The sequence below is a fragment of the Streptomyces sp. NPDC051636 genome (assembly GCF_044453765.1).
Classification (GTDB): domain Bacteria; phylum Actinomycetota; class Actinomycetes; order Streptomycetales; family Streptomycetaceae; genus Streptomyces.
Genome location: NZ_JBITDA010000001.1, coordinates 207,009 through 231,267, shown reverse-complemented (window position 1 = coordinate 231,267; position 24,259 = coordinate 207,009). Strand labels below are relative to the sequence as shown.

The 24,259-nt window shown below is 70.9% G+C and carries 19 protein-coding genes; 11 read left to right on the top strand and 8 right to left on the bottom strand.

Annotated features, from left to right (window positions below; genetic code table 11):
* Window position 1: 1 nt before the first annotated feature.
* The 8 genes from ACIBBH_RS01065 (at window position 2) to ACIBBH_RS01030 (ending at window position 7,411) form a co-directional block, all read left to right on the top strand.
* A complete protein-coding gene (locus ACIBBH_RS01065; RefSeq protein WP_399400610.1) occupies window positions 2-475 on the top strand; it encodes a MarR family winged helix-turn-helix transcriptional regulator in 474 nt (157 codons plus the stop codon).
* Window positions 476-684: 209 nt separating this feature from the next.
* Window positions 685-1,713 carry a glutamine synthetase gene (glnII, locus tag ACIBBH_RS01060; protein WP_399400608.1) on the top strand — a complete coding sequence of 343 codons (1,029 nt, stop codon included), beginning with the start codon at window positions 685-687 and terminating at the stop codon, window positions 1,711-1,713.
* A 146-nt stretch (window positions 1,714-1,859) separates the two neighbouring features.
* Complete coding sequence (locus tag ACIBBH_RS01055; RefSeq protein ID WP_399400606.1) at window positions 1,860-1,982, top strand: hypothetical protein; 123 nt, start codon at window positions 1,860-1,862, stop codon at window positions 1,980-1,982.
* A gap of 83 nt (window positions 1,983-2,065) precedes the next feature.
* Window positions 2,066-2,635: a winged helix-turn-helix domain-containing protein gene (locus tag ACIBBH_RS01050; protein ID WP_399400604.1), complete on the top strand. Its 570-nt coding sequence runs from the start codon at window positions 2,066-2,068 to the stop codon at window positions 2,633-2,635.
* Window positions 2,636-2,714: 79 nt separating this feature from the next.
* Window positions 2,715-3,710, top strand: a complete 996-nt coding sequence (locus ACIBBH_RS01045) for an SDR family oxidoreductase (RefSeq protein ID WP_399400602.1) — start codon at window positions 2,715-2,717, stop codon at window positions 3,708-3,710.
* An 89-nt stretch (window positions 3,711-3,799) separates the two neighbouring features.
* Window positions 3,800-5,071: a sensor histidine kinase gene (locus tag ACIBBH_RS01040; protein WP_399400600.1), complete on the top strand. Its 1,272-nt coding sequence runs from the start codon at window positions 3,800-3,802 to the stop codon at window positions 5,069-5,071.
* Window positions 5,056-5,709 carry a LuxR C-terminal-related transcriptional regulator gene (locus ACIBBH_RS01035; RefSeq protein WP_399400598.1) on the top strand — a complete coding sequence of 218 codons (654 nt, stop codon included), beginning with the start codon at window positions 5,056-5,058 and terminating at the stop codon, window positions 5,707-5,709. The genes ACIBBH_RS01040 and ACIBBH_RS01035 overlap by 16 nt, the downstream gene beginning before the upstream one ends.
* Before the next feature lie 184 nt (window positions 5,710-5,893).
* Window positions 5,894-7,411, top strand: coding sequence for a DUF1996 domain-containing protein (locus ACIBBH_RS01030; RefSeq protein WP_399400596.1), 1,518 nt, complete (start codon window positions 5,894-5,896; stop codon window positions 7,409-7,411).
* 78 nt (window positions 7,412-7,489) lie between these two features.
* Here the strand turns inward: ACIBBH_RS01030 and ACIBBH_RS01025 are convergent, their stop codons facing one another.
* A complete protein-coding gene (locus ACIBBH_RS01025; protein WP_399400594.1) occupies window positions 7,490-7,900 on the bottom strand; it encodes a hypothetical protein in 411 nt (136 codons plus the stop codon).
* A gap of 136 nt (window positions 7,901-8,036) precedes the next feature.
* On the opposite strand from ACIBBH_RS01025, the gene ACIBBH_RS01020 reads away from it, so the two are divergent.
* The 3 genes from ACIBBH_RS01020 to ACIBBH_RS01010 all read left to right on the top strand — a co-directional run bounded on the left by ACIBBH_RS01020 (window position 8,037) and on the right by ACIBBH_RS01010 (window position 11,308).
* On the top strand, window positions 8,037-8,537 hold the full coding sequence (locus ACIBBH_RS01020) for a tetratricopeptide repeat protein (RefSeq protein ID WP_399400592.1): 501 nt from the start codon (window positions 8,037-8,039) through the stop codon (window positions 8,535-8,537).
* Window positions 8,538-8,608: 71 nt separating this feature from the next.
* A complete protein-coding gene (locus ACIBBH_RS01015; protein WP_399400590.1) occupies window positions 8,609-10,537 on the top strand; it encodes a hypothetical protein in 1,929 nt (642 codons plus the stop codon).
* A gap of 54 nt (window positions 10,538-10,591) precedes the next feature.
* The gene (locus ACIBBH_RS01010) at window positions 10,592-11,308 is read left to right on the top strand and encodes a TetR/AcrR family transcriptional regulator (RefSeq protein WP_399400588.1); all 717 of its coding nucleotides are present in this window, start codon (window positions 10,592-10,594) and stop codon (window positions 11,306-11,308) included.
* Between the two features lie 4 nt (window positions 11,309-11,312).
* Here the strand turns inward: ACIBBH_RS01010 and ACIBBH_RS01005 are convergent, their stop codons facing one another.
* The 7 genes from ACIBBH_RS01005 to ACIBBH_RS00975 form a co-directional block, all read right to left on the bottom strand.
* Entirely contained in the window at window positions 11,313-11,675 is a 363-nt protein-coding gene (locus ACIBBH_RS01005) for a 5-carboxymethyl-2-hydroxymuconate Delta-isomerase (RefSeq protein ID WP_399400586.1), read from the bottom strand.
* Between the two features lie 32 nt (window positions 11,676-11,707).
* Complete coding sequence (locus tag ACIBBH_RS01000) at window positions 11,708-13,327, bottom strand: SpoIIE family protein phosphatase (RefSeq protein WP_399400584.1); 1,620 nt, start codon at window positions 13,325-13,327, stop codon at window positions 11,708-11,710.
* A 77-nt stretch (window positions 13,328-13,404) separates the two neighbouring features.
* Window positions 13,405-18,813: a pullulanase-type alpha-1,6-glucosidase gene (gene pulA / locus ACIBBH_RS00995; RefSeq protein ID WP_399400582.1), complete on the bottom strand. Its 5,409-nt coding sequence runs from the start codon at window positions 18,811-18,813 to the stop codon at window positions 13,405-13,407.
* A gap of 165 nt (window positions 18,814-18,978) precedes the next feature.
* Window positions 18,979-20,355 (bottom strand): alpha-amylase family protein, encoded by a 1,377-nt coding sequence (locus ACIBBH_RS00990; RefSeq protein WP_399400580.1) that lies wholly within the window; start codon window positions 20,353-20,355, stop codon window positions 18,979-18,981.
* Window positions 20,356-20,488: 133 nt separating this feature from the next.
* Window positions 20,489-22,180 carry a glycoside hydrolase family 13 protein gene (locus tag ACIBBH_RS00985; protein ID WP_399400578.1) on the bottom strand — a complete coding sequence of 564 codons (1,692 nt, stop codon included), beginning with the start codon at window positions 22,178-22,180 and terminating at the stop codon, window positions 20,489-20,491.
* A 146-nt stretch (window positions 22,181-22,326) separates the two neighbouring features.
* Window positions 22,327-23,232, bottom strand: a complete 906-nt coding sequence (locus ACIBBH_RS00980; RefSeq protein ID WP_399400576.1) for a sugar ABC transporter permease — start codon at window positions 23,230-23,232, stop codon at window positions 22,327-22,329.
* A 19-nt stretch (window positions 23,233-23,251) separates the two neighbouring features.
* A complete protein-coding gene (locus ACIBBH_RS00975) occupies window positions 23,252-24,256 on the bottom strand; it encodes a carbohydrate ABC transporter permease (protein WP_399400574.1) in 1,005 nt (334 codons plus the stop codon).
* Between the last annotated feature and the right edge of the window lie 3 nt (window positions 24,257-24,259).

The window sequence follows — 24,259 nt, the reverse complement described above, 5'->3', positions numbered from 1 at the left end:
CATGCCGGCCGCCGATCCAGGTCCCGAGACCCCCGAGACCCCCGAGATGGAGATCGTCCACCTGCTCCGCGCGGTGGCGGTCGAACTCGGGCTGCACAGCGCACGCTTCGCGCACCGCCACGGCATGCACCCCACGGACGTACGCGCCCTGATCGCCCTCATGGACGCCCGCCGCGCCGCGGACGAGATGACCGCCGGGCGGCTGGGCGCCGCGCTCGGGCTCAACTCGGCGGGGACCACGGCGCTGGTGAACCGGCTGGAGCGGGCGGGGCACGTACGGCGGGTGCGCGGTGAGCGGGACCGGCGGAAGGTCGTCATCGAGGTGGACGAGCGCGCGATCGAGCTGGGACGGTCCTTCTTCGGCCCGCTGATCGACCGGTCGGTGCAGCTGCTGGCCGGTTACGACGAGCGTCGGCTGGCCGCGATCCGGGACTTCCTCGGCGGGGTACGGGACGCGGCCACCGGGGGCGGATGACCGGAGCGACTGATCCCCTTACCCCCCTCCGCCCCTCCTCACAACGTGAGCCTGGGCACAGAACCACCAGGTAACACGGGGTTCACACTCGGGCAATGACCGGGAAATGGCCTGTTGACAGGCTGCCGGGCGACAACGGCGGCGCCCCAGTGCCGCAGCGCCGCAGCACCCGCAAGTGCGCCCAGACCACCCCCGAAGGATGTGGCCCCGTGAGCTTCAAGGCTGAGTACATCTGGATCGACGGCACCGAGCCGACGGCCAAGCTGCGTTCCAAGACGAAGATCCTCGCCGACGACGCCAAGGGCAAGGACCTTCCGATCTGGGGCTTCGACGGGTCCTCCACCAACCAGGCCGAGGGGCACGCCTCCGACTGTGTCCTGAAGCCGGTCTTCTCCTGCCCGGACCCGATCCGCGGCGGCGACGACATCCTCGTGCTGTGCGAGGTGCAGAACATCGACTTCACCCCGCACGCGTCCAACACGCGCGCCGCGCTGGCCGAGGTCGCCGAGCGGTTCGCCGCCCAGGAGCCGATCTTCGGCATCGAGCAGGAGTACACCTTCTTCGACGGCTCCCGCCCGCTGGGCTTCCCCGAGGGCGGCTTCCCGGCCCCGCAGGGCGGCTACTACTGCGGTGTCGGCGCCGACGAGATCTTCGGCCGTGAGATCGTCGAGGCGCACCTGGACAACTGCCTGACGGCGGGCCTGGGCATCTCCGGCATCAACGCCGAGGTCATGCCCGGCCAGTGGGAGTTCCAGGTCGGCCCGCTGTCCCCGCTGGAGGTCGCCGACCAGCTGTGGGTGGCCCGCTGGCTGCTCTACCGCACCGCCGAGGACTTCGGCGTCTCCGCCACCCTGGACCCGAAGCCGGTCAAGGGCGACTGGAACGGCGCCGGCGCGCACACCAACTTCTCCACCAAGGCGATGCGCGAGGGCTACGACGCGATCATCACCGCGTGCGAGGCGCTCGGCGAGGGCTCCAAGCCGCTCGACCACGTCAAGAACTACGGCGCCGGCATCGACGACCGCCTCACCGGCCTGCACGAGACCGCCCCGTGGAACGAGTACTCCTACGGCGTCTCCAACCGCGGCGCCTCGGTCCGCATCCCGTGGCAGGTCGAGAAGGACGGCAAGGGCTACATCGAGGACCGCCGCCCGAACGCCAACGTCGACCCGTACGTGGTGACCCGGCTGATCGTCGACACCTGCTGCACCGCGCTGGAGAAGGCCGGCCAGGCCTGATCCCCGCAGGATCCCTTCAGGGGCGCCCGCCTTCATGGCGGGCGCCCCTGCTGCGTACCCACCGCCATGACCACGGACCGAGCGGCGCCCGTCCGAGGAGTGAGAGAAGACTCCTGCGACGGGCCCAGGTCTGCTTCAATGGGCACATGGCCAGCTTCCAGAAGTGCACCGCGACGGGTCGCCACGACCTCGAGCCCTTCTGGCCCTCCCGTCAGCACCACGACTTCGACCGGGTGTGTTGCCGCGCGGTGAACGCGCGGGCCCTCTAAAGCCGTACACCCCGGCCTTCGGCCAGCGCGACACGACGTACGTCCTCCCCGACGAACTCCTCGCGCGAAAGAGCTGACCTCTCATGGCGACCACTCGTTCCCTCTCCACCGCCACCGCCCCCTCCTCCCACACCGCCCGGCACCGGCTGCGCGCCGTCGACCGGGACGAGGTGGTCGACGTCGCGGACTTCCTGCCGCCGGGCGCCACCTGGCTCCCGGCGCCGCCGCACACCCTGCCCGCCCTGCCGGGCCGGCCGCCGATGATCGGCTATCTGGTCCTGGTCCCGGCCGACCAGCAGCCGCCGTTCCCGCCGGTCGCGGTGCCCGACCAGCCGGAGACGGCCGCCGACGCGGGCGCCGACCCCCTGGTGCGGATCGACGGCGTACAGCGCACCGCGAGCGTGGACGGGCGCGAACTCGACCTCACCTACCTGGAGTTCGAGCTGCTCGCGCACCTCGTGGCGCACCCGCACCGGGTGCACACCCGCGACCAGCTGGTCACCACGGTGTGGGGTTACGGCCATGTGGGCGACGGCCGCACGGTCGACGTGCACATCGCCCGGCTGCGCCGCAAGCTCGGCGCCGAGCACCGGGGGACCATCCAGACGGTGCGCCGGGTCGGCTACAAGTACACGCCGCCCACCGGCCGTTGATCCTCCCGGCCCTGCTTGTTCCTCTGCCGGCGGCAGATTCCGGTTCCGTCCCGCCCGCGGGCCGGGCACGATCACCGGCATGAGACTTCTGTTGCTGGGTGGTACGGAGTTCGTGGGACGGGCCGTGGCGGAGGCGGCGCTCGGGCGCGGCTGGGAGGTGACCGTCTTCCACCGGGGACGGCACGAACCTCCGGCCGGGGTGCGGTCGTTGCACGGCGACCGCACCCTGCCCGACGGTCTCGCGGCCCTGGCCGGGGGCGGGGAATGGGACGCCGTCGTCGACACCTGGTCGGCCGCTCCCCGTGCCGTGCGGGACGCGGCGCGGCTGCTGCGGGGCCGCGCCGGGCGGTACGTGTACGTGTCGAGCTGCTCGGTGTACGCCTGGCCCCGGCCCGCCGGGTGCACCGAGGACGCGCCCCTGGTCGAGGGCGCCTCGGCCGACGTGGACCAGACCGAGTACCCGCGGGACAAGCGGGGCGGCGAACTGGCCGCCGTGGACGCCTTCGGCGCGGAGCGGTCGCTGCTGGTGCGGGCCGGGCTGATCCTCGGCCCGTACGAGAACGTCGGCCGGCTGCCCTGGTGGCTGACCCGGATCGCCCGCGGCGGCCCGGTCCTGGCGCCCGGGCCGCGTGACCTGCCGCTGCAGTACGTCGACGTCCGGGACCTGGCCGAGTGGGTCCTGGGCGCGGTGGAGCGGGAGTCGAGCGGGCCGTACAACCTGGTCGGGCCGACCGGTCACGCCACGACCGGCGAACTCCTGGAAGCCTGCCGCAGTGTCACCGCAGCGGCGGCCGAACTGCGCTGGACCGATCCGGACGTCGTCCTCGCCGCCGGGATCGAACCGTGGACCCAGCTGCCGGTGTGGGTGCCGCCGGACTCCGAGCTGTACGCGGGAGTGCACCGCATCGACGTCTCACGGGCGCTGGCGACGGGACTGGCGTGCCGGCCCGCGGGCGAGACCGTGGCCGACACCTGGGCCTGGCTGCGGGACATCGGCGGCACCGCCCCGCAGCGCCCGGACCGGCCGGGGGTGGGCCTCGATCCGGAGGTGGAGGCGAAGGTGCTCGGCGCGTGAACCGGGCCGGGAGGTGTACCCGACACCACCCCCCGACCAGGGTCCTCACCCCCGTGACCCGCGCTCCCCGGCCGGGTGAGACTGACGGCATGACCACCACCACGAAGAGCGACGCGCTCGCGACGCGCACACGGGCCGTCGCACTGGCCGGGGTACGGGGCCTGGCGCTCTCCCTGTCGATGCTGCCCATCGCGGTCCTGTGCTTCACGCTGGCCCTGGTATCCGTGGCGCTCATCCCGATCGGCATCGGCCTCGTGACGACACCAGCGATCCTGGGCGGCGTGCGGGAATTCGCGGACGTCCGGCGAAGACTCGCGGCCGAGTGGTGCGGGATACGGATCCCCTCGGCGTACCGGCCGATACCCGAGGACGCCAGACCCTGGACGCGCACCTACGCACTGCTCCGCGACCCGGCCGTCTGGCGCGACCTGCGATGGCTGCTGGTCGACATGACGGCGGGGTTCCTCACGGCGCTGCTGCCGGCGGTCCTGCTCCTCTACCCCGTCGAGGGGTTCGCGGTGGCGGCCGGGCTGTGGCGGGTGCTCGCGGACGGCAACACCTACTGGTACGGCTTCGTGCCGGTCACCGACCAGCCGTCCGCGCTCGGCGCGGGCGCCACCGCCGCGGTCCTCCTGGTCGCCGCCTACCACCTCGCCCCGCGCCTGCTGGCGGCCCACTTCAAACTCACCCGTGCCGTGCTCGGCGCGAGCCAGGGCGAACTCGCCGAGCGCGTACGGGTGCTGACCGAGACCCGGCGCGACGCCGTCGACACCTCCGCCGCCGAACTGCGCCGTATCGAGCGGGACCTGCACGACGGGGCACAGGCCCGGCTGGTCGCCATGGGCATGGACCTGGGCACCATCGAGATGCTCGTCGACAAGGACCCGGCGAAGGCCAAGCAGCTCCTCGCCCAGACCCGCCGGTCCTCCGCCGACGCCCTCACCGAACTGCGCGACCTGGTCCGCGGCATCCATCCGCCGGTGCTGGCCGAGCGCGGACTCGGCGACGCGGTAAGGGCGTTGGTGCTGCGGCTGCCCGTCGCCACCGAGGTGAGCGTGGACCTGCCGGGCCGTGCGGACGCCCCGGTCGAGTCGGCCGCCTACTTCGCGGTGAGCGAGGTGCTCACCAACGCGGTCAAGCACTCCGGCGCCGACCGGATCCGGGTCGACGTCCACCACGCCGACGGCATGCTGCGGATCGCGGTGACCGACAACGGCAAGGGCGGCGCGGTGGCCGGGGCCGGTTCCGGACTGTCCGGGATCGAGCGGCGACTGGGTACATTCGACGGCGTCCTGGCCGTCAGCAGCCCCGTCGGCGGCCCCACCGTGGTCACCATGGAGATTCCGTGCGCGTTGTCCTAGCCGAAGACCTGTTCCTGCTGCGCGACGGGCTGGTGCGGCTGCTGGAGGCCTACGACTTCGAGATCGCGGCGGCCGTGGAGTCCGGTCCCGAACTGGACCGGGCGCTGGCCGAGTCGAAGCCGGACGTCGCCGTGGTCGACGTCCGGCTGCCGCCCACGCACACCGACGAGGGCCTGCAGTGCGCGCTGCGGGCCCGCCGGGCCAGGCCGGGACTGCCCGTGCTGGTCCTCTCGCAGCATGTGGAGCAGCTGTACGCGCGCGAGCTGCTGGCCGACGGCAGCGGCGGGGTGGGCTATCTGCTCAAGGACCGGGTGTTCGACGCGGAGCAGTTCGTGGACGCCGTACGACGGGTGGCGGCGGGCGGTACGGCGATGGACCCGCAGGTGATCCAGCAGTTGCTGTCCCGGCGGGCCGGCGACGACCAGCCGGTGGGCCGGCTGACGCCCCGTGAGCGTGAGGTGCTGGAGCTGATGGCGCAGGGCCGGTCGAACGCGGCGATCGCCGCCCAGCTGGTGGTCACGGAACGGGCGATCGCCAAGCACACCGCCAACATCTTCACCAAACTCGGACTCGAGGTGTCGGACGACGACAATCGCCGCGTCCTGGCGGTGCTCGCGTTTCTCGACCGGGATCGCTGATTTTCCGCTGCTCTGCCGCAAGTTCTGCTGCTCAAAGGGGGGTTGTGAGCAGATTGCGCAGAGAACCTCTGACGAAATCTGTGAGACGGCTGAACACCGGTGGGGCGGGGCCCGTATGGAAGGACGCCGCTTCACTCCTGTCGGGCGCCTCGATGCTGCCCCGCAAGGAAGTCAGAGGAGTTCCATGGGACGCAACACACGCAAACGCCGTACGCCGCTGGCCACCAAGGCCATAGCCGCATCGGCGGCCCTAGCGCTCGGTGGGGGCGGGCTGATCTGGGCGAATTTCTATGCTTCGGCGCATGAGTCGAACAACTCCGCGCAGAACCAGACCAAGGCCGCCGCCGCGCAGGTGGCGACGATCTCCTGCCCGGATGTGGGGCAGAAGCTGACGAACGTACCGGCGAGCGCCCAGAGGGGCGTGGCAGCGGAGCTGGCGAACCTCGACAAGCAGGTCACCGAGGCCTACGCCCGGCTCGCCTCCACCCGCCAGGCGCAGACGAACGACGCGAGCTTCGTCCAGAACTCGATCATCGGCCCGCTCAAGGAGAAGCGGGCCGCGACGATCGACCGGATCCGGCTCGACGTCCAGCGCGTCGGGGGCAGGTTCGACAGCTCGCTGGCCCAGCTCGCCGCCTGCACGACGATGACCGCCGACCAGACCAACCAGACCAACGCCGACGGTCAGGACAACACCGGTCAGCAGCAGAACGGTGACCAACAGCAGAACGGTGACCAGCAGCAGAACGGTGACCAGCAGCAGGGCAGCAACGGACAGGCCGGCAACGGCCCGACCGCCGCCGACTTCGTGGACATCACGAAGGTCACGCAGAACGTCCAGGCGAAGCCGCAGAACACCGGCAACGCCTCGACCGGTACGTTCACCACCAAGTGCGGTGTGAACGCGAACAAGAACTTCAACACCGACAACGTGATCGTGGCGCCCGGCGTGACCAACGGCGCGCACCACCTGCACGACTACGTCGGCAACCAAAAGGTCAACGCGTTCTCCAGCAACCAGACGTTCCTGCAGGGCGGTACCAGCTGCCAGAACAAGAACGACCTGTCGTCGTACTACTGGCCGGTGGTCCGCATCCAGGACGGCACGCAGGACTTCGACCAGAACAAGGACGGCGGTGGCAAGGAGGGCAATGTCGGCAAGATCCTGACGCCGGTACAAGCGCAGATCAAGTACGTCGGCAGCCCGGCCGGCAAGGTCGTCGCGATGCCGCAGTTCCTGCGCATCATCACCGGTGACGCCAAGACCACCACCAACGGTCTGGCGAACGCCAACGCGCACTGGAGCTGCACCGGCTTCGAGGACAAGGTCCAGCTGACGACGCAGTACCCGATCTGCCCGCAGGGCAGCAACGTGGTCCGCACGTTCGCCTTCCAGAACTGCTGGGACGGCCAGAACATCGACAGCGCCAACCACCGCTCGCACGTGGCCTTCGCCGATCCCGCGAGCGGCGTCTGCGGGAACGGCTTCAAGGCGATCCCGCAGCTGACGATGCGCCTGGTCTACAAGATCACGCCGCCCACCATCGAGAACGGCGTGGTGAAGAACGCCTACGCGGTGGACGGCTTCCCGGACCAGCTGCACAAGGCGGCCACCGACCACGACGACTTCATCAGCGTCACGACCGGCGGCCTGGCGAACAAGATCGCCAACTGCATCAACTCCGGCCAGAGGTGCCAGTGACCCACTGAGGTGGGCCGTTGAAGAAGGCCGGTGGCGGGTCCCTCCCGCCACCGGCCTTCGCCGTGTGCGCACCGGCCGTCAGCCGCTGTGGGCGCCGTGCGCGCTGTGGTTCGTCCCGATCTCCACGTCCCCGCCGAGCTTGGTCCGCAGCGCCTCGACCACCCCGTCGTCGCCGACGGCGACCCACTTGCGGCCCACGAGGTAGTAACCGCCGTAGTCCTTGGCGTCGTTGATCCACTCCCGCTGGCCGCGGTCGGTGGCGAAGGTGGCGAGGATGAACTTGCCGTCGGTGTTCTTGCAGATGGCCTGGCGGATCTCGTCGGCGTCCGTCTGGATGTCCGGCGAGCACTTCACCTCGGCGGCCAGGCTCTCCAGGCTGCCGGTGGCCGTGGGCGGCACCGACGTGGTGGCCTCGCCGGAGCCGCAGCCGGCCAGCGCCAGTACGGCGGCTGCGCCCGTCAGGGCGAGCATCGGTCGCGTCAACCTCATCTGTTCCTCCGGTCCCGTCGGGCAAAAGCATGCCGCAGAGAGCCCCGGCGAGGGGCCCGCCCTTCGGTACGGCTCCGGTGCGCGGTGTGCTCAAATTTCGGTGTGGCTGCCGCCACACGCGTGCGAGGATCTGCCGGTGAACCAAGACTGGGAAGATCGCGTGACCGCCGCCTGGGCCGCCTTCGACGACTGTCCCGAGGAGGACGCGGCCGAGTTCCGCGCCGTGATCGACAAGCTCGTCGCGGAACTGCCCGAGGGCAGCCCGCTCGGCCCGTTCGAGCAGGCCTGCGCCTGGGACTCCACCGGCCACTCGGACAAGGCGGCGCCGCTGTACCGGGAGGCACTCGCGCGGGGGCTGAGCGGCTACAAGGGCCGCCGGGCCAAGATCCAGCTGTCCAGTTCCCTCAGGAACGTCGGCCGGGCGGAGGAGGGCGTCAAGCTGCTCACGCCCGAACTGGACGCACCGTCCGACGAACTGGACGACGCGGTGCGGGCCACCCTCGCCCTGTGCCTGTCCAGTCTCGGCCGGGACCGCGAGGGTCTGTCCCTCGTCCTGGGCGCCCTGGCCCCCCATCTGCCCCGCTACCAGCGGTCGATGGCCACCTACGCGCGGGCCCTGGTCGAACCGCAGGACTGAATCACCCGATCCGGGGGACGGATCACCCGGACGGCGGGTGACCATCCAACGCCTCGCTCGTTTTCCCGGACGTGCAGTCACAGGATGTAGCCCACCGTCACGCACCCGCCTCCTCCTCGGCCGCCGGTCCGGTCGTCGATGTCGAGCAGGCCGAGGCAGCCCTCGTCGAGCACTACCCACGGCTCGTCCGGCTCGCCTACCTGGTGCTGCCGCCGGGCCTCGGCCGGGGCCGGCGCGTCCTGACCGCGCACGCGCTCACCCAGCGCGCCCTGCCCCGGGGCCGGAAGTCGTCGTCCGTGATCCCGGCCCAGTCGACCGGCCGCGAGGGCGACCCGGGGTACGCCTTCGTCCGCCTTCAGGTGATGCGTACGGCCCTGGAGGCGGCCCTGCCGCTGAGGCGCAGGGCGTGGCCCACCCGCTCCCAGCTCCCGCCGCTGCTGCCCCAGGTGTGGGGCCTGCGCCTCTTCCCCCGCTCGGGCGGCGCCGGCGAACTCGCCCTGGACCAGCGGCTGGCCGCCCTGGCCGGCCCGGCCCGTGCCGCGTACGTGCTGCGCGGTCTGGAAAAGCTCCCCGACGCCGACGTCCGCGCCCTGCTGACGGCGGCCGGCGTCACGGACCCGGACACGGCCCTGCGGGAGGCCGACTCCGTCCCCGCCCAGTACGCGCTGCTCACCTCCCCCGAGTTCGACCCCTGCTCACTCCAGGCCCGGCCCACCGACCTGATGCGGCGACGGCAGCACACCAAGGCGGCGCTCGCCGCGGCGGCCGCGCTCGCCGTGTGCGGCGCGCTGGTCGCCCTTCCGAGCGGCGGCTGGGGCCCCGACGGCGCCGCCGCCCCCGCGTACGCGCAGAACCCGGCGGCCGAGGCCGCCCTGGACCCCGGGCGCCTGGTCCGCGTCTCCCCCACCGCCTGGCAGACCGCCACCCGCACCGACTTCTCCGTGTGGCCCGCGCGCGGCCCCCTCACCCGCGACACCGCCCTGCTGCGCCGCGCCCTCGCCGTCTGGGCCCGCCCCGGCGAGGAGGTCCGCGTCTCGGCGACCCCCGGCACCCAGACCGGCGGCCCGGCCGGACCGCCCCAACTGCTGTACGCGGGCGTGGTCGACGGTGCGCGCGTGGTGATCCTGTACGACGGTCTGCGCCTCGCGCGGTACGCCGAGCCGAAGGACGGCACGGAGGGTGCCGCGCTCGACTTCGCCCGCGTCGACGGGGCCACCCGGGCCGAGTCGAGCGCGATCGTACTGAGCCGGTCCGACGGCAACGTCCGATATCTGACCGCCCCTTGGGTGCAGAAGGCGGCCGAACGGGACCTGCTGAAGCCGGGCGCCGGCGCCATGGACCTGAACCTGGCCGACGGGATCACCTCACCGCTGGCCAGCTCCGCCCTGCAGCCGGGCGCGTGCACCTCCTGGAACGTGCTCCAGCTGACCGACGCCACCGGCACCCACCTGGTCACCGACCTCGGCGAGCTGGTCCCGGCCCGGCTCACCTCCGGGCGGCCCGGCAAGGCCGGCGAGGCGCACGGCGCCCAGGCGCTGCGTGTCTGGGCGCCGTTCGCCTGCTCGCTGGCCGCCGAGCGCTCCGCGGGCGTGCGCAGCGTCAACGCCTGGGGCTTCGCCGACCAGCCGCTGCCCGACGCGAGCGGGACGGCGACCTGGGTGTGCACCCGGGCGGAGACCTGGCGGGGCGGCGGGACGGCGGTCCTGGCCCAGTTCCAGACGCCGGGCGGGAAGTACGGGGCGGTCGCGGCCAGGGCCAGGGACGTGCCGGCGTGCGGTCCGCGCGATCCGCACGTGCTGGCCGGGGTCCTCTGGAAGTCCGGCGCCGGGACCTGGTACCTGCTGGCCGCGGGCGGCCGGGACACCGCGTCGATCCGCACGACCGGCGGGGTCACCGCGGCGACCGGGGGCAACCTGCTCGCCGTACGGGCCAAGCGGGGCGCCCGGGCGGAGTTGAAGGGCACGCTGGACGACGGCACGGCGATCGGCAACCTGCGCTAGCTGGTGCTCGACATGTGAACATCGGCGGCCGAATTCGATCGGTAAGGTGTTCGCATGACTACCGGGGTTCGCCGCAGAATGGGCGTCGAGGAGCGGCGGCAGCAGCTGATCGGCGTCGCCCTCGAACTGTTCAGCCGCCGCTCGCCCGACGAGGTGTCCATCGACGAGATAGCGTCGGCGGCCGGCATCTCGCGTCCGCTGGTCTATCACTACTTCCCCGGCAAATTCAGTCTGTACGAGGCCGCGTTGAAGCGTGCGGCGGAGGATCTGGCGGGCCGGTTCGCGGAGCCGCACGAGGGTCCGCTGGGCGCCCGGCTGCTGCGGGTGATGCGCCGCTTCTTCGACTTCGTGGAGGAGCACGGGCCCGGCTTCTCGGCGCTGATGCGCGGCGGCCCGGCGGTCTCCGTGGGCGGAGCCCACTCGATAAGCCACGTTTCGGCCACCCACGCGCTCATCGACTCCGTACGGCAGGCCGCGTATGACCAGATCCTTTCGCATCTGGGCGCCGCCGAACCGCCGGCGCGACTGGAACTGGTCATCCGCTCCTGGATCTCGCTCGCCGAGTCGACGGCCCTGATCTGGCTGGACGGCCGGCGCATCCCACGCGGCGAGCTGGAGGTCCAGCTCGTGCACGACTTCGCCGCACTCGTCGCCGTGAGCGCGGCCTACGACGAGGAGATGAGCACCCTCCTGCGCGGCATGCTGAAGGAGGAGCCGCCCGACGGCCCCTTCAGTGACCTGGCCACCCGGCTGATCGCGCTGGCGTCCTGAACCGTCAGCGCTCGAACTTCCGGTAGGACGCGTCGAGTTCGCGCACCTCGGCGGAGGCGTGCAGGACGAAGCCCTCGTCCGCCACGTGCCCGCGCAGCAGTTCCAGGACCGCCTCGGTCAGCTTCGCCTTGGTCTCCTCGGTACGGCCGGCCAGCAGGCCGATCGTGACGTGGACGATCGCGTGGTGCTCGTCCTCGGGGTCTTCGTAGCCGAACGCCGTGTACGCGCTGGGGCGGAACTGCGTCTTGCACGCCTCGGGCTTCGCGGCCGCGATCTCGACCGTCGCGGCGTGCAGGGCGTGGGCGAAGGCCGCCCGGTCGAAGGCGGGAGCCATCACGGCGGAGTAGTCGACGGTGATCTGCGGCATGGGTACTCCTGTTCCGAGGCGACGGGATCACCCTAATCCGCGAGCCGCAGCGCGAGCATCGCGATGTCGTCCTCCCGGTCGTGGCCGAAGCAGTCGAGCAGCGTGTCGCAGAGCGGGCCCACGCCGGGCGGGGCACCGTCGGCGGCCGTGCGGAGGTGCGCCATGGAGACCGACAGATCCGTACCGCGGGTCTCGATCAGACCGTCGGTGACCATCAGCAGCCGGTCGGCGGGCCGCAGCACCAGTTCGGTGGGCGCCGGCCGCTCCAGCCCCAGGCCGAGCAGCGGCCCGCCCGCCTCCACGTACCCGGCGCGGTCCCCGTCCCGGACGACGAGCGGCGGGATGTGGCCCGCGTTGGCGACCCGGACGCGCCCGCTGTCCGGGGCGATCAGGCACAGGCACACGGTGGCGGTGACGTCGGGGTGGTGATGCTGGAGCATCCGGTCGAGGCGGGCGGCGAGCACGCGCGGATCGCTGTCCTCGACGCAGTAGGCGCGCAGCGCGTGCCGGATCTCCACCATGACGGTGGCCGCCTCCAGCGAGTGCCCGGCGACGTCCCCGACCGCGGTGAGGATCCCGGCGCCGGTGCGCAGGGCCGCGTAGAAGTCCCCGCCTATCTCGGTCTGCCGGGACGCGGGCACATAGCGGACGACGATCTCCAGGCCCGGCAGGTGCAGCTTGTCCGGGCGGGGCAGGAAGCTGTTCTGGAGGGTGAGGGCGACATGGCGCTCCACCTGGTACATCAGCAGCGGCTCGGCGGCCAGCGCGGCGTTCTCCGCGAGCCGGACGAGCAGCGCGTCGTCCGCCGGGTCGGCGCCCGGAGCGCGGCGCACCGGTGTGGCGAGGCAGACGGGGGTCCGGGACGCCCGGGTCTGGGCCACCACGAGCCGGGCGTCGTCCTCGGCGCCGGGCCGGAAGAACCCGGCCGGCCACAGCGGCGCGGGCACGACGGCGGAGTGCGCGCCGGCCCGCCCCTCGACGAGCCGGGTGACCAGCCGGGCCACGGCCGCGTGCGCGGTGGCGTCGGGCAGGGCGAGGACGCTGCGGTCCCGGGACGTGCCCCGGTACAGCTCGCCGTCGGCGCCGACCACGAAGGCCACGGCCGGGGTGCCGGTCAGCCGGGCAGCGCCCTCGGCCGCCGCGTCGGCCAGCTCCTGCGGGCAGCGTGCCGCCTGCACGGCGATCGTGGCCTCGGACAGCAGCGTCATCCGGCGCACCAGCGACTCGGTCCCCGTGTGCCGGCGGGCCCCGCGCACCGCGGCCCGGACGACGGCCTGGATCTCCTCCGGCTCGGCGGGCATCGTCAGATACGCGTCCCCGCCCGCGTTCAGCCCCCGGCACCGGTCGCCCGGCGCCAGCGCGGCGGCGGAGAAGTGCACCACGGGCAGCGCGGCCATCGGCGGCTGGGCCTTGACCCGGCGGCACAGCTCGAAGCCGGTCATGTCGGGCAGCCCGACGTCGACCAGGGCCACGTCGGGCAGGGCGTCCTCGCGCAGCCGTACGTCGAGTTCCACCAGGGCCTCGCCCGCGCTGGCCACCGGCACGACCCGGTGACCGGCCCGGCGCAGCACCGCGCCCATGGCGTACCGGCTGGTCGCCACGTCGTCGACGACCAGGACCGTGGTCTCGGTGTGCCTGCCGCTGCCGTGCATCTCCGCGCTCTCGATACGGCAAAGTGGGGCGGACCCCCGCGAAGGGCGTCCGCCCCACCCACGCTAGTGCGCGCTCGTCAGGACCGGGTGAACACCGCCACGGTACGACCCGGAATGGCGAACGTGCCCGATTCCGCCGCGTAGGAGGCGGACTTGACGATAGGGTCCGCACCCGACGCCTGCACGGGGTGCAGCCGGTAGTGCTCCCCGGCGAGCGCGGCGATGCGCTGCTCCTGTGTCTCGGGCGTCGCGTTGAACACCACGACCAGGTCACCGAGCCGCATGGTGATCACGCCGGGTGTCTCGTCCTTCCCGGACAGCGGGAAGGACAGCCGCGACTGCACCCGGTCGGCCGTGCCGAGCGAGAAGCCCTGCTCCGTCGTGCGGATCCTCAGCAGATCCCGGTACGCGGCCGAGGCACCCTCGATCTGCGGGCACTTGACCCCGATCGAGCTCAACAGGGGTGTGGCGTAAGGCCACTTGGACTGGTTGTCGGCCGCCATCGGCAGGCCCCGGCCGAAGCCGTTGCCGTCCGCGCAGTTCCAGTGGACGGCGTTGAACCAGTCGCCGCTGTCGAAGGAGTTGCGGTCCAGCGACTTCGAGCGCAGCAGGTCGGTGCCCGCCTGGGAGAGCGCCGGGCCCTGCGAGAGGGTCGCCGTGGCCATCGCCAGGACCTGCATCCGGGCCCGGTCGGACGCGGAGGTGTCCCCCGGCAGCTTGTAGGCGAGGGCGTCGAACAGCGACTCGTTGTCGTGCGCGTCGACGTAGGCGAGCGCGTCGCCGGGCGCGTCCGCGTACCCGGCCGGGGCGCCGTTGTAGTCGGTCTCCGCGCCGGTGACCTCCTTGCCGCCCGAGTCCGTGAAGCGGTACGTGGCGAGGTTCCCGGTCAGGCCGACCTTGATCAGGTCCTGGTAGTGCAGCAGGCGGGCCTTCTGCTCCTCCGGAGTGCCGTTGGCGGTGGACGAGTTGGGGTCGGTGTACAGCCCGGAAGCGAAGCCCTGGATGCCGGGGTCGGAGTCGAAGGGGCTGCCGCCGCGCACGGCGTCACGGGCGCGGTCGGAGAAGGTGGCGATGCCGGTGCCGGCCATGTTCTGCTGCGTGGCCTGGACGAACCGGGCGTCGTCGGCGACCTCGCCGAAGTTCCAGCCCTCCCCGTAGAGGATGATCTTCTTGCCGTCGACCCCGTCCTTCTTCGGGGTGAGCGCGTCGAGGGCCTTGCGGACGGCGAGGATGTTGGCCTTCGGGTGGTGGCCCATCAGGTCGAAGCGGAACCCGTCGACCTTGTACTCCTTGGCCCAGGTGACGATCGAGTCCACGACCAGCTTGCCCATCATGGCGTTCTCGGGAGCGGTATTGGCGCAGCAGGTGCTGTCGGCCACGCTGCCGTCGGCGAGGAGCCGCTGGTAGTAGCCCGGCACGATCTTGTCGAGCACGGAGGTGTCCGCCTGACCGCCGGCCGCCGTGTGGTTGTAGACGACGTCCATGACGACCCGCAGCCCGTCCTGGTTCAGCGCCTTGACCATCCTGCGGAACTGGACCGTTCGGGCCGTGCCGTCCGGGTCGGTGGCGTACGAGCCCTCGGGGACCGTGTAGTGGTACGGGTCGTACCCCCAGTTGTAGGCGTCCTTCGCCGCGGTCTTCGCCACGCAGGCCTGCTGCTGGTCGGAGTCGGCCGGGTAGGAGGCGAGGCCGCAGTCCGGGGTCTGCTGGCCGGCCTTCTTCTCGGGGATGGTGGCGATGTCGAAGGCGGGCAGGAGGTGGACGTAGGAGGTGCCCGACTTCGTCAGCTCCCGCAGGTGCCTGGAGCCGTCGCTGTCCTTGTCGGTGAAGGCGAGGTACGTCCCCCGCTCCTTCGCCGGGACGGTGTCGTCCGACACCGAGAAGTCCCGGATGTGCAGCTCCTGGATCTGGGCGTCCTTCAGCGGTACCGCCTTGGGCTTGGCCAGGGCCGACCAGCCGCTCGGGGCCAGGGACTCGTCGTCCAGGTCGACGACGAGGCTGCGCTCCGAGTCCGCGGTGAGGGCGACCGAGTAGGGGTCGGTGACCTTGTTGGTGACCACCTTGCGGACGCTGGGCGCCCAGACCTTCACGACGTACCGGTAGGGCTTGCCCTTCCAGGACTTCGGGCCGGTGACGGACCAGACGCCGGTGGTGGCGTCGCGGTGCATCTTCACGGGGGTGCCGTCGAGGTCCAGCGACACCTTCTGCGCGGTGGGCGCCCATACGGCCAGCGTCGGTTTCCCGTCCCGGAACGCCGGCCCGAGCCTCGCCTTCGTCGCGCCCGGGTACAGGTCGTCGAGCACGCCGGCGATCTGCACGCCGGTAGCGGCCGCCACGGCACCGTTCGCCGCGCGCTGCGAGGCGACGATCTGACCGTTCAGCGCCTCACGCACCCGGTCGCGGTCGCGCGGGTCGACGGACCAGGCGGTGTAGTCCTTCAGGTGCGGGAACTTCGCCTTCTGCGCGTCGGTGAGCGTGGTCTTCGACAGGCGCAGCCAGCGCTCGTCGTCGCTGGTCAGCGTCCCGTCCTTGACGGCGATCGAACCGTCGCGGGAGTAAAGCAGCTGGGCGGAGGCGGCGCCGTCGGCGCCGTTCCAGGCGAGGGTGTTCCGGTCGAGCCAGACCGCCTTGGAGGTGGTCAGGTCGAGGGCGGCCGCGCTGCCCGCGGACTGCGGCAGCAGGTACTCCTCCTGGCCGTTCAACAGCCACACCTCGTAGCCGCTCGCCTTGAGGTCCAGCGACTGGTCGGCGGCGAGGTCCTTCTCGTCGCCCTTGTGGACGATGTAGCTGAGACTGGTGGCACCGTCGGTGAGCGGTACCTCGAAGACCGCGCCATAGGCGTCGGTCTTCACCGGCTTCAGGGGGTTCGGCCAGTCCGTGGCGTGCGCGGCACCCGTCCAGACGTGCAGGCCCCAGCCCTCGTAGTCCCCGTCGGCGCGGTGGTAGTGGATGACCGCCTTGGTCTTGTCCTGCGCCGGCTGGTCGGGCCGCTGCGTGATCACGTCCGCCTTGCCCTGCTCGACCCAGACCTCACCCGTCCTGGTGACGTCGATCGTGCGGTCGGCGGCGACGTCCTTGTCGCCGTCCTTGTCGATGACCAGGAAGCCGACGTTCGAGGCGCCGGGCTTGAGCCTGACGTAGGCGAAGGCGCCGTAGGCGTCCCGGCCGACGAAGGGGTGGCTGTCCGGCCAGGTGGTGGACTCGCCGTCGGCGAGGTCGCCCCAGGCGTACAGGCCCCAGTCGTCGTAGTCGCCGTCGGTGCGCTTGTAGTGGACGATCGCGTAGTCCCGGGAGGAGGCCGTGGGGACCTCTTCGGCGGGCGGGGTGCCGGTGGTGCTGCCGGCGGTGGCGCTCGCGGTGTGCCCGGCCGAGTCGATGACCACCGCCTTGTAGCGCAGGGCGGTGCCGGCCGGTACGTCCTTGCCGATCGTCTGGGTGACCTTGTAGGGGGCGTGGTCGGCGGAGCCGAGGGTCTGCCACTTGCCGCTCCCGATCTGGGCGGCGAAGACGACGCGGTTCAGCGCGCCGCCGTCGACGTCCGCGGCCGGCTCGACCGTCCCGGTGGCTCCCGCGGCCGGGGCCTTCAGGGTGATCGCCGGCCTGGAGGCGGGCTTGGCGAGGGTGCCGGTGGCCTGGTAGACGACGGCGGTGCCGGCCGGGACGGTGACAGTGAGCCTGCGGTCGCCGTCGGCCGTCAGCGTGCCGTTCGTGCCGTAGACGCCCCGGTACGACGTGTCCGCCGAACCGGTCGACAAGGTGGCCGTCTTCGCCTCGCCGGCGTTGTTGAGGGCGACCAGGTACTCCTGGCCCGTCCTGGCGTCCGTACGGGTGAAGGCGTAGATGCCCGCGCCGTCGGCCGCGTACCGCTCGGTCTGTATCCCGTCGGTCAGGGCCGGGTTGGCCTTGCGGAGCTCGGAGAGCGCGGCGATCTGCCGGTACAGGGGCGCGCTCGTGTCGTAGGAGTCGCTCGTGTGGGTGCGGTCGGTGCCGATCTCGTCGTCGTCGAGGTAGTCGGCGGCCTTGGAGGCGAACATCGTCTGGCGGGCGTCCTTGTCGCCGCCGGAGCCGGTGAAGCCCTGCTCGTCGCCGTAGTAGACGACGGGGTTGCCGCGGCTGAGGAACATCAGCTCGTTGGCGAGCTTGTCCTTCTTCAGGATCTCGGCGTCGGTGGCCTTCGGGTCGTCCTGCTTCAGGAAGTACCCGATGCGGCCCATGTCGTGGTTGCCGAGGAAGGTGACCTGCTCGTAGGCGTTGGCCTTGTCGGTCGTGTACTTGTAGTCGTCGCCGAAGACGCTCGCCAGCTTCCGCGCGCTGCCGCCCTGGGAGGCGTAGGCGCGGGCCGCGTCCTGGAAGGGGAAGTCGAGGGTGGCGTCGAGGCGGCCCTGGGTGACGTACGGGGAGGTGACCGAGGTGTCGGCGGAGTAGACCTCACCGAACATGAAGAAGTTCTTCCGGCCGTGGGCGGCCGCGTACCTGTCCAGCGCTGTGGCCCACTGGGTCCAGAACCCCATGTTCACGTGCTTCACGGTGTCGATACGGAAGCCGTCGACGCCGAAGTCCTTCACCCACCGCTCGTAGATGTTCTCCATGCCCCGGACGACCTCGGGGCGCTCGGTCCACAGGTCGTCGAGCCCGGAGAAGTCGCCGTACGTGGTGGACTCGCCGGCGTACGTCGAGTCGCCCCGGTTGTGGTACATCGTCGGGTCGTTGAGCCAGGACGGGACCTTGATGTGCTTCTTCGCCGCCGGGACGACCGGGGTGCGCGGGAAGGAGTCGGCGTCGGCGGCCGGGAAGGTCTGCTCGCCGTCCGCGTGGTCGGCGTCGTCGAAGGGTTCGCCGTCCTTGGTCAGGTAGGGGAAGGCGCCCTTGGAGAGGTAGTCGTAGGACTTCTCCTCGTAGTCGACGACGTCGGCGGTGTGGTTGGTGATGACGTCGAAGAAGACCTTCATGCCCTTGGCGTGCGCCTTGGCGATGAGGGTCTCGAGGTCCTCGTTGGTCCCGAAGTGGGGGTCGACCTTGGTGAAGTCGGTGATCCAGTAGCCGTGGTAGCCGGCGGAGGCGTTCGAGCCGGTGCCCTGCACGGGCTGGTTCTTGAAGATCGGGGCCATCCAGATGGCGGTGGTGCCGAGGCCCTTGATGTAGTCGAGCCTCTTGGTCAGGCCCTTGAGGTCACCGCCCTGGTAGAAACCCTTGTCGGTGGGGTCGTAGCCGGTGGCCAGGCGTGAACCGGTCAGGCCGCCCCTGTCGTTGGACGTGTCCCCGTTGGCGAAACGGTCCGGCATGACGAAGTAGAACTGTTCGCGGGTGTCGTCGTGCCGGGCGGGCTGGGCGGCGAGCTTCGCGTCCGAGGGGGGCGCGGGCGGGGCCTCGGCACGGGCCGCGAGCGGCTGCACGAGGGCTGCGGCGAGTGCGGCGACGGTGACGGCCGCGACCCGTCTGGCGTGGGCGGTGCGGCGCGTCCTGGGCGCCGGCCATCTCGGTATCACAGGCGGGAACTCCTTGCGATTACGGCTCTCTCGGGTCCGACCCCGCGCGACCGTATCGCTGCCGAAAGGTTTACAGCAAGAGGCTTGAAATGAGCGGCAAGGAATTTCATCGACATGTGAGGGCCGGTACCGCCGCAGGAGCGGGGCTACCGGCCATCACTCCTGTCAGCAGCCCGACTTGCCCGCGTAGAGCGCCAGGGCCGTGTTGGCGCCGAGCGTCGCGGTGAACCGGCCCGAGCTGTTCACGGTCACGTCGGTGTTGTTCTGCACGTTGCAGTACGTCCCCGCCGGCAGCGACGTCTGGTAGGTGCGGGTGAGGGAGCCCGACTCGTGGTTGATGGCCACGTATCCCTTGGCGCCCCGCCCGAAGGCGATCGCGTTGTTGCCGTCGTCCCACCAGTCGGAGACGGCCCGGCCCCGCGTCGCGTTGCGGAAGGCGACCATGGACTTGATCTCCGGCCAGGCGTGCTGGCACTTCCAGCCGTCCTGCCAGCAGGCGTTCACCGTGCCGCCGCCCGGCGGACCCGCGTCGGCGTCCGTCCACTCGTAGCCGGAGTTGATGTCGGGGGCGCCGTAGGGGTAGGCCAGCATGAAGACGTTGGCGAGGGTGTAGTTCGCTCCGTCCTTGTAGTTCAGGGTGGAGCCATTGCGCTCGGTGTCGTGGTTGTCGACGAAGACGCCGGCCACCGAGCTGTTCAGGTAGCCCCAGCCCTCCCCGTAGTTCTTCAGGTAGGCGAGCTTCTCCTTGTTGAAGACGCGCTTGAGGTCGTAGGCGTAGCGGAACTCCTGGACGTCCCCGTTGCCGGTGTACTCGGAGGGCTGGACCGCCTCCCCCGCGCCGTAGACGACCTCCTGCTTCCAGTAGGCGGAAGGATTCGTCAGGCGGGACTTGATGTTCGCCAGGTCGGCCGCGCCGATGTGCTTCGCCGCGTCGATACGGAAGCCGTCCACGCCCAGGGTGAGCAGGTCGTTCAGGTAACCCGCGATGGTCTTGCGGACGTACTCCTCGCCGGTGTCCAGGTCGGCCAGGCCCACGAGTTCGCAGTGCTGGACGTTCCAGCGGTCGGCGTAGTCGGTGACCTGGGAGGTGCAGTCGTCGAAGTCGTGGACCGAGTACAGTCCGGGATAGTCGTACTTCGTGTACGACGAGCCGCCGGTGCCGGTGCCGGAGCCCGCCGCCATGTGGTTGATGACCGTGTCGACGACGACCTTCACGCCCGCCGCGTGGCAGGTGTTCACCATGGTCCGGAACGCGGTGCGGTCGCCGAGCCGGCCCGCGATCCTGTAGCCGACCGGCTGGTACGAGGTCCACCACTGCGAGCCCTGTATGTGCTCGGCGGGCGGGGAGACCTGGACGTAGCCGTAGCCGGCGGGGCCGAGGGTGGTGGCGCACTCCTTGGCGACCGAGGCGTACTTCCACTCGAAGAGGACGGCGGTGACGTCCTTCGTGCCGGGCGGGGACGCGTGTGCGATGGTCGGGTTCATGCCAACCGCGGCGGCGGCCGCGAGGGCAAGAACCCCCGGGAGGGTTCTGCGTGCCATGTGGGGTCCTTCACCTTTGAAGGTTCTTGCTGAAAAGTTTCAGACACCTTGCGGTGACGCAGATGTTAAAGGCCCGCCACCTGAAAAGGCAGCGGGCCGCGTGAAGTTGATGCAAGAACTTTCAGAGGGGCCGTCAGACCGTCGTGAACCACACCGTCGTGTCGGCCGGCACCTTCGCCTCGCCGTCCGCCTCGGTCACCTCACCACTGGTGAGCAGGACGCGGCCGTACGCCGGAGTCGTCACCGCCTCCCCCGTGGTGTTGGCGACGCACACGAACTCCCCGCGCCGGAAGGCGAGAACGCCATCGAGGGCCCGCAGCCACTCCACCGCGTCGCCCGCGCCGAGGCAGGGGTGTTCCCGGCGGGCGGCGAGCGCGGCGCGGTAGAGCTCCAGCGTCGAGCCGGGCACGCCGGTCTGCGCCTCGATGCTCAGCTCACCCCAGTTCTCCGGCTGGGGCAGCCAGCTGCCGCCGCTGCCGAAGCCGTACGAGGAGCCCGTGCGCGTCCACGGGATCGGCACCCGGCAGCCGTCACGGAAGCCGTCCTGGCCGGCGCCCCGGAAGTACGCCGGGTCCTGACGCACCTCGTCGGGCAGGTCGACGACGTCCGGCAGGCCCAGTTCCTCACCCTGGTAGACGTACGCCGAGCCGGGCAGCGCCAGCATCAGCAGCGTGGCGGCCCTCGCCCGCCGTAGTCCCAGTGCGCGGTCGCCCGCGGTGCGGATCTGGGTGCCGAGGCCGGGCGGGTTGGCGAAGCGGGTGGCGTGGCGGGTGACGTCGTGGTTGGACAGCACCCAGGTGGCGGGGGCGCCGACCGGGCGCATGGCCGCCAGGGTGCGGTCGATGACCGTGCGGAGTTCGTCCGCGTCCCACTCGGTGCTCAGGTACTGGAAGTTGAAGGCCTGGTGGAGCTCGTCCGGGCGGACGTAGTTGGCGGTGCGCTCGACGGTCGGGGTCCAGGCTTCCGCGACGAAAATCTTCTCGCCGGAGTACTCGTCGAGGATCCGCCGCCACTGACGGTAGATCTCGTGCACGCCGTCCTGGTCGAAGAACGGCATGACATCGTTGCCCAGCAGCTTCAGCTGGTCGTGGGCGCCGAGGTCGGGCAGGCCGTCGGCCTTGACCAGGCCGTGGGCGACGTCGATGCGGAAGCCGTCCACGCCCATGTCCAGCCAGAAGCGCAGGATGGAGCGGAACTCGTCGCCGACGGCCGGGTGCTCCCAGTTGAAGTCGGGCTGCTCGGGCGCGAAGAGGTGCAGGTACCACTCCCCGGGCGAGCCGTCCGGTTCGGTCACCCGCGTCCACGCCGGGCCACCGAAGATCGACTCCCAGTCGTTGGGCGGGAGTTCGCCGTTCTTGCCCTTGCCGGGCCGGAAGTGGTAGCGGTCCCGCAGCGGCGAGCCGGGGCCCTCGGCGAGCGCGCGCTTGAACCACTCGTGCTGGTCGGAGGAGTGGTTCGGGACGAGGTCCACGATGATCCTGAGGCCCAGCCCGTGCGCGTCGCGGATCAGCGCGTCGGCGTCCAGCAGGTTGCCGAACATGGGGTCGACGGCGCGGTAGTCGGCGACGTCGTAGCCGGCGTCGGCCTGCGGGGAGGCGTAGAAGGGGCTGAGCCACACGGCGTCGACGCCGAGGTCGCGCAGGTACGGGAGTCTGGACCGTACGCCCTCCAGGTCGCCCATGCCGTCGCCGTTGCTGTCGGCGAAGCTGCGCGGATACACCTGGTAGATCACCGCGTCCCGCCACCAGTCGCGGCGCTGGGCGACGGTGGCGAGAGCTGACTCGGAAACGGGGCTCGGTGCCGGGTCGGCGGAGTGCTGGCTCATGGTGTCCTTGATGGATAACGGGGTTCGGGTCATGGGTGTCTGTGGGTGCGGGTGACGAGGCGGCCGCGGTGCCGGCGGGGTCGGATGGGCACCGCGGCCGCCACCCGCGCGGTCAGGCGCGCGGGAGCCCTGTTGCGGAAGAGCGGTCAGCCCTTCGTGCCACCGGCGGTGAGGCCGGTCACCAGGTTCTTCTGGACAAGGTAGAAGAACAGGGACACGGGTATCGCGATCAGCACGGCGGTGGCGGCCATGTAGTTCCACTGCGCGTCGTGCTCGCTGACGAAACTCTGCAGACCGACGGCGAAGGTGTACTTCGAGTCGTCCAGCATGAAGGTGGTCGCGAAGGCGACCTCGCCGACGGCGGTGATGAAGTTGTAGAAGGCCGCGACGGCCAGCCCGGGGCGGGCCAGCGGCAGGATCAGCCGGAAGAAGGTGCCGAACGGGCTGAGTCCGTCCACGCGCCCGGCTTCGTCGATCTCGAAGGGGATGGTGTCGAAGTACCCCTTGAGCAGCCAGGCGCTGTAGGGCACGGCCGTGGTGCAGTTGATGACGATCAGAGCCCAGTAGGTGTCGATGAGACCGAGCTCGCTGAAGATCTCGTACATCGGCACGATCAGGATGGCGATCGGGAAGGCCTGGGTGAGCAGCAGCACCCACATGAGCGACTTGTAGCCGGGGAAGCGCATGCGCGAGACGGCGTAGCCGGTGGTCGCGGCGACGAATACGCCGATCAGGGTGGTGCCGCCGGCCACGATCATCGTCGACTTGAACCAGTCGAAGAAGGCGGTGTGCTGCAGCACGAAGCTGTAGTTGGAGAAGGTCAGCTTGTCCGCGATCTTGCCGGGGTGCAGGTAGTCGTCCTTGTCCGGGCCGAGGGACAGGAAGAACAGCCAGGCCACGGGTGCCAGCGCGATCAGGCTCGCCATGGCGAGGCCGCCGTGCAGGAGGGCGGCGCCGAGCGGGCCGCGCTCGCCGCGCCGGCGGGTGCGGCGCCGGGGCCGCGGTGCGGGGGCCGGCCCGGCCTGTGTCTTCTCGAGGGTCGTGGTGCTCATGGGTGCGGCTCCTGCGGCGTCAGACGGCGAGCTGGTCATTGCGCTTCAGCCAGCGGAAGTAGAAGGAGGTGAAGACGGTCAGGATCGACAGCAGCAGCACGCCGTACGCGGCGGACTGGGCGAAGTCGCGCGGCTGCTGGCCGAAGCCCAGGAAGTAGGCCCAGGTCACGAGGATCTGTGCGTCGGGCGCGCCGGTGGGGCCGAACAGCAGGAAGATGATCGCGAACTGGTTGAAGGTCCAGATGATGCCGAGCAGCACCACGGTGGAGCTGACCGAGCGCAGACCCGGCAGGGTGACGTGCCGGAACCGCTGCCAGGCGCTCGCGCCGTCCATCTCCGCGGCCTCGTAGAGCGAGGAGTCGATGGACTGCAGGCCGCCGAGCAGCGAGAGCATCATGAACGGCACACCGCACCAGGTGTTGACCATGATGACGGCGAACCGCTGCCAGAAGGTGTCCTCCAGCCACTGGGGCTGGGGCAGGTGGAGCGCGTCGAGGACCTGGTTGAACACGCCGGAGTCGGAGAGCATGATCCGCCAGGAGAAGACCGTGACGAAGGTCGGCACGGCCCAGGGCAGCACCAGCAGCAGCCGGTAGACGGTGCGGCCGCGCAGCTTCTGGTTGAGCATGAGCGCGAGGCCGAGGCCGATGCTGTAGTGCAGGACCACGCAGGCGGCCGTCCAGAAGACGGTCCACAGGAAGTGCGACCAGAACCGGTCGTACGCCGTGGGGCCGAACAGGATGTCCTTGTAGTTGTCCAGGCCGATGAACCTGTAGGTGGCGTCGATGTGGTTGACGCCGATCGTGCGCGCCGAGTTCAGGCTGTTGGCGTCGGTCAGGGTCAGGTAGACGCCCCGCAGCAGCGGGTAGCCGACGAGGACGCCGAGCACGACGACCACCGGCGCGATCATCGCGTACGCGTACCAGTGCTTCTGCAGTCCGTTCTTCAGACGCTGGCCCAGGCCGGGCCGCGGCGCGCGGTCACCGTGGCGCTTGCCGGTGGCGCGGTCGATGGCGACTGTCATGGT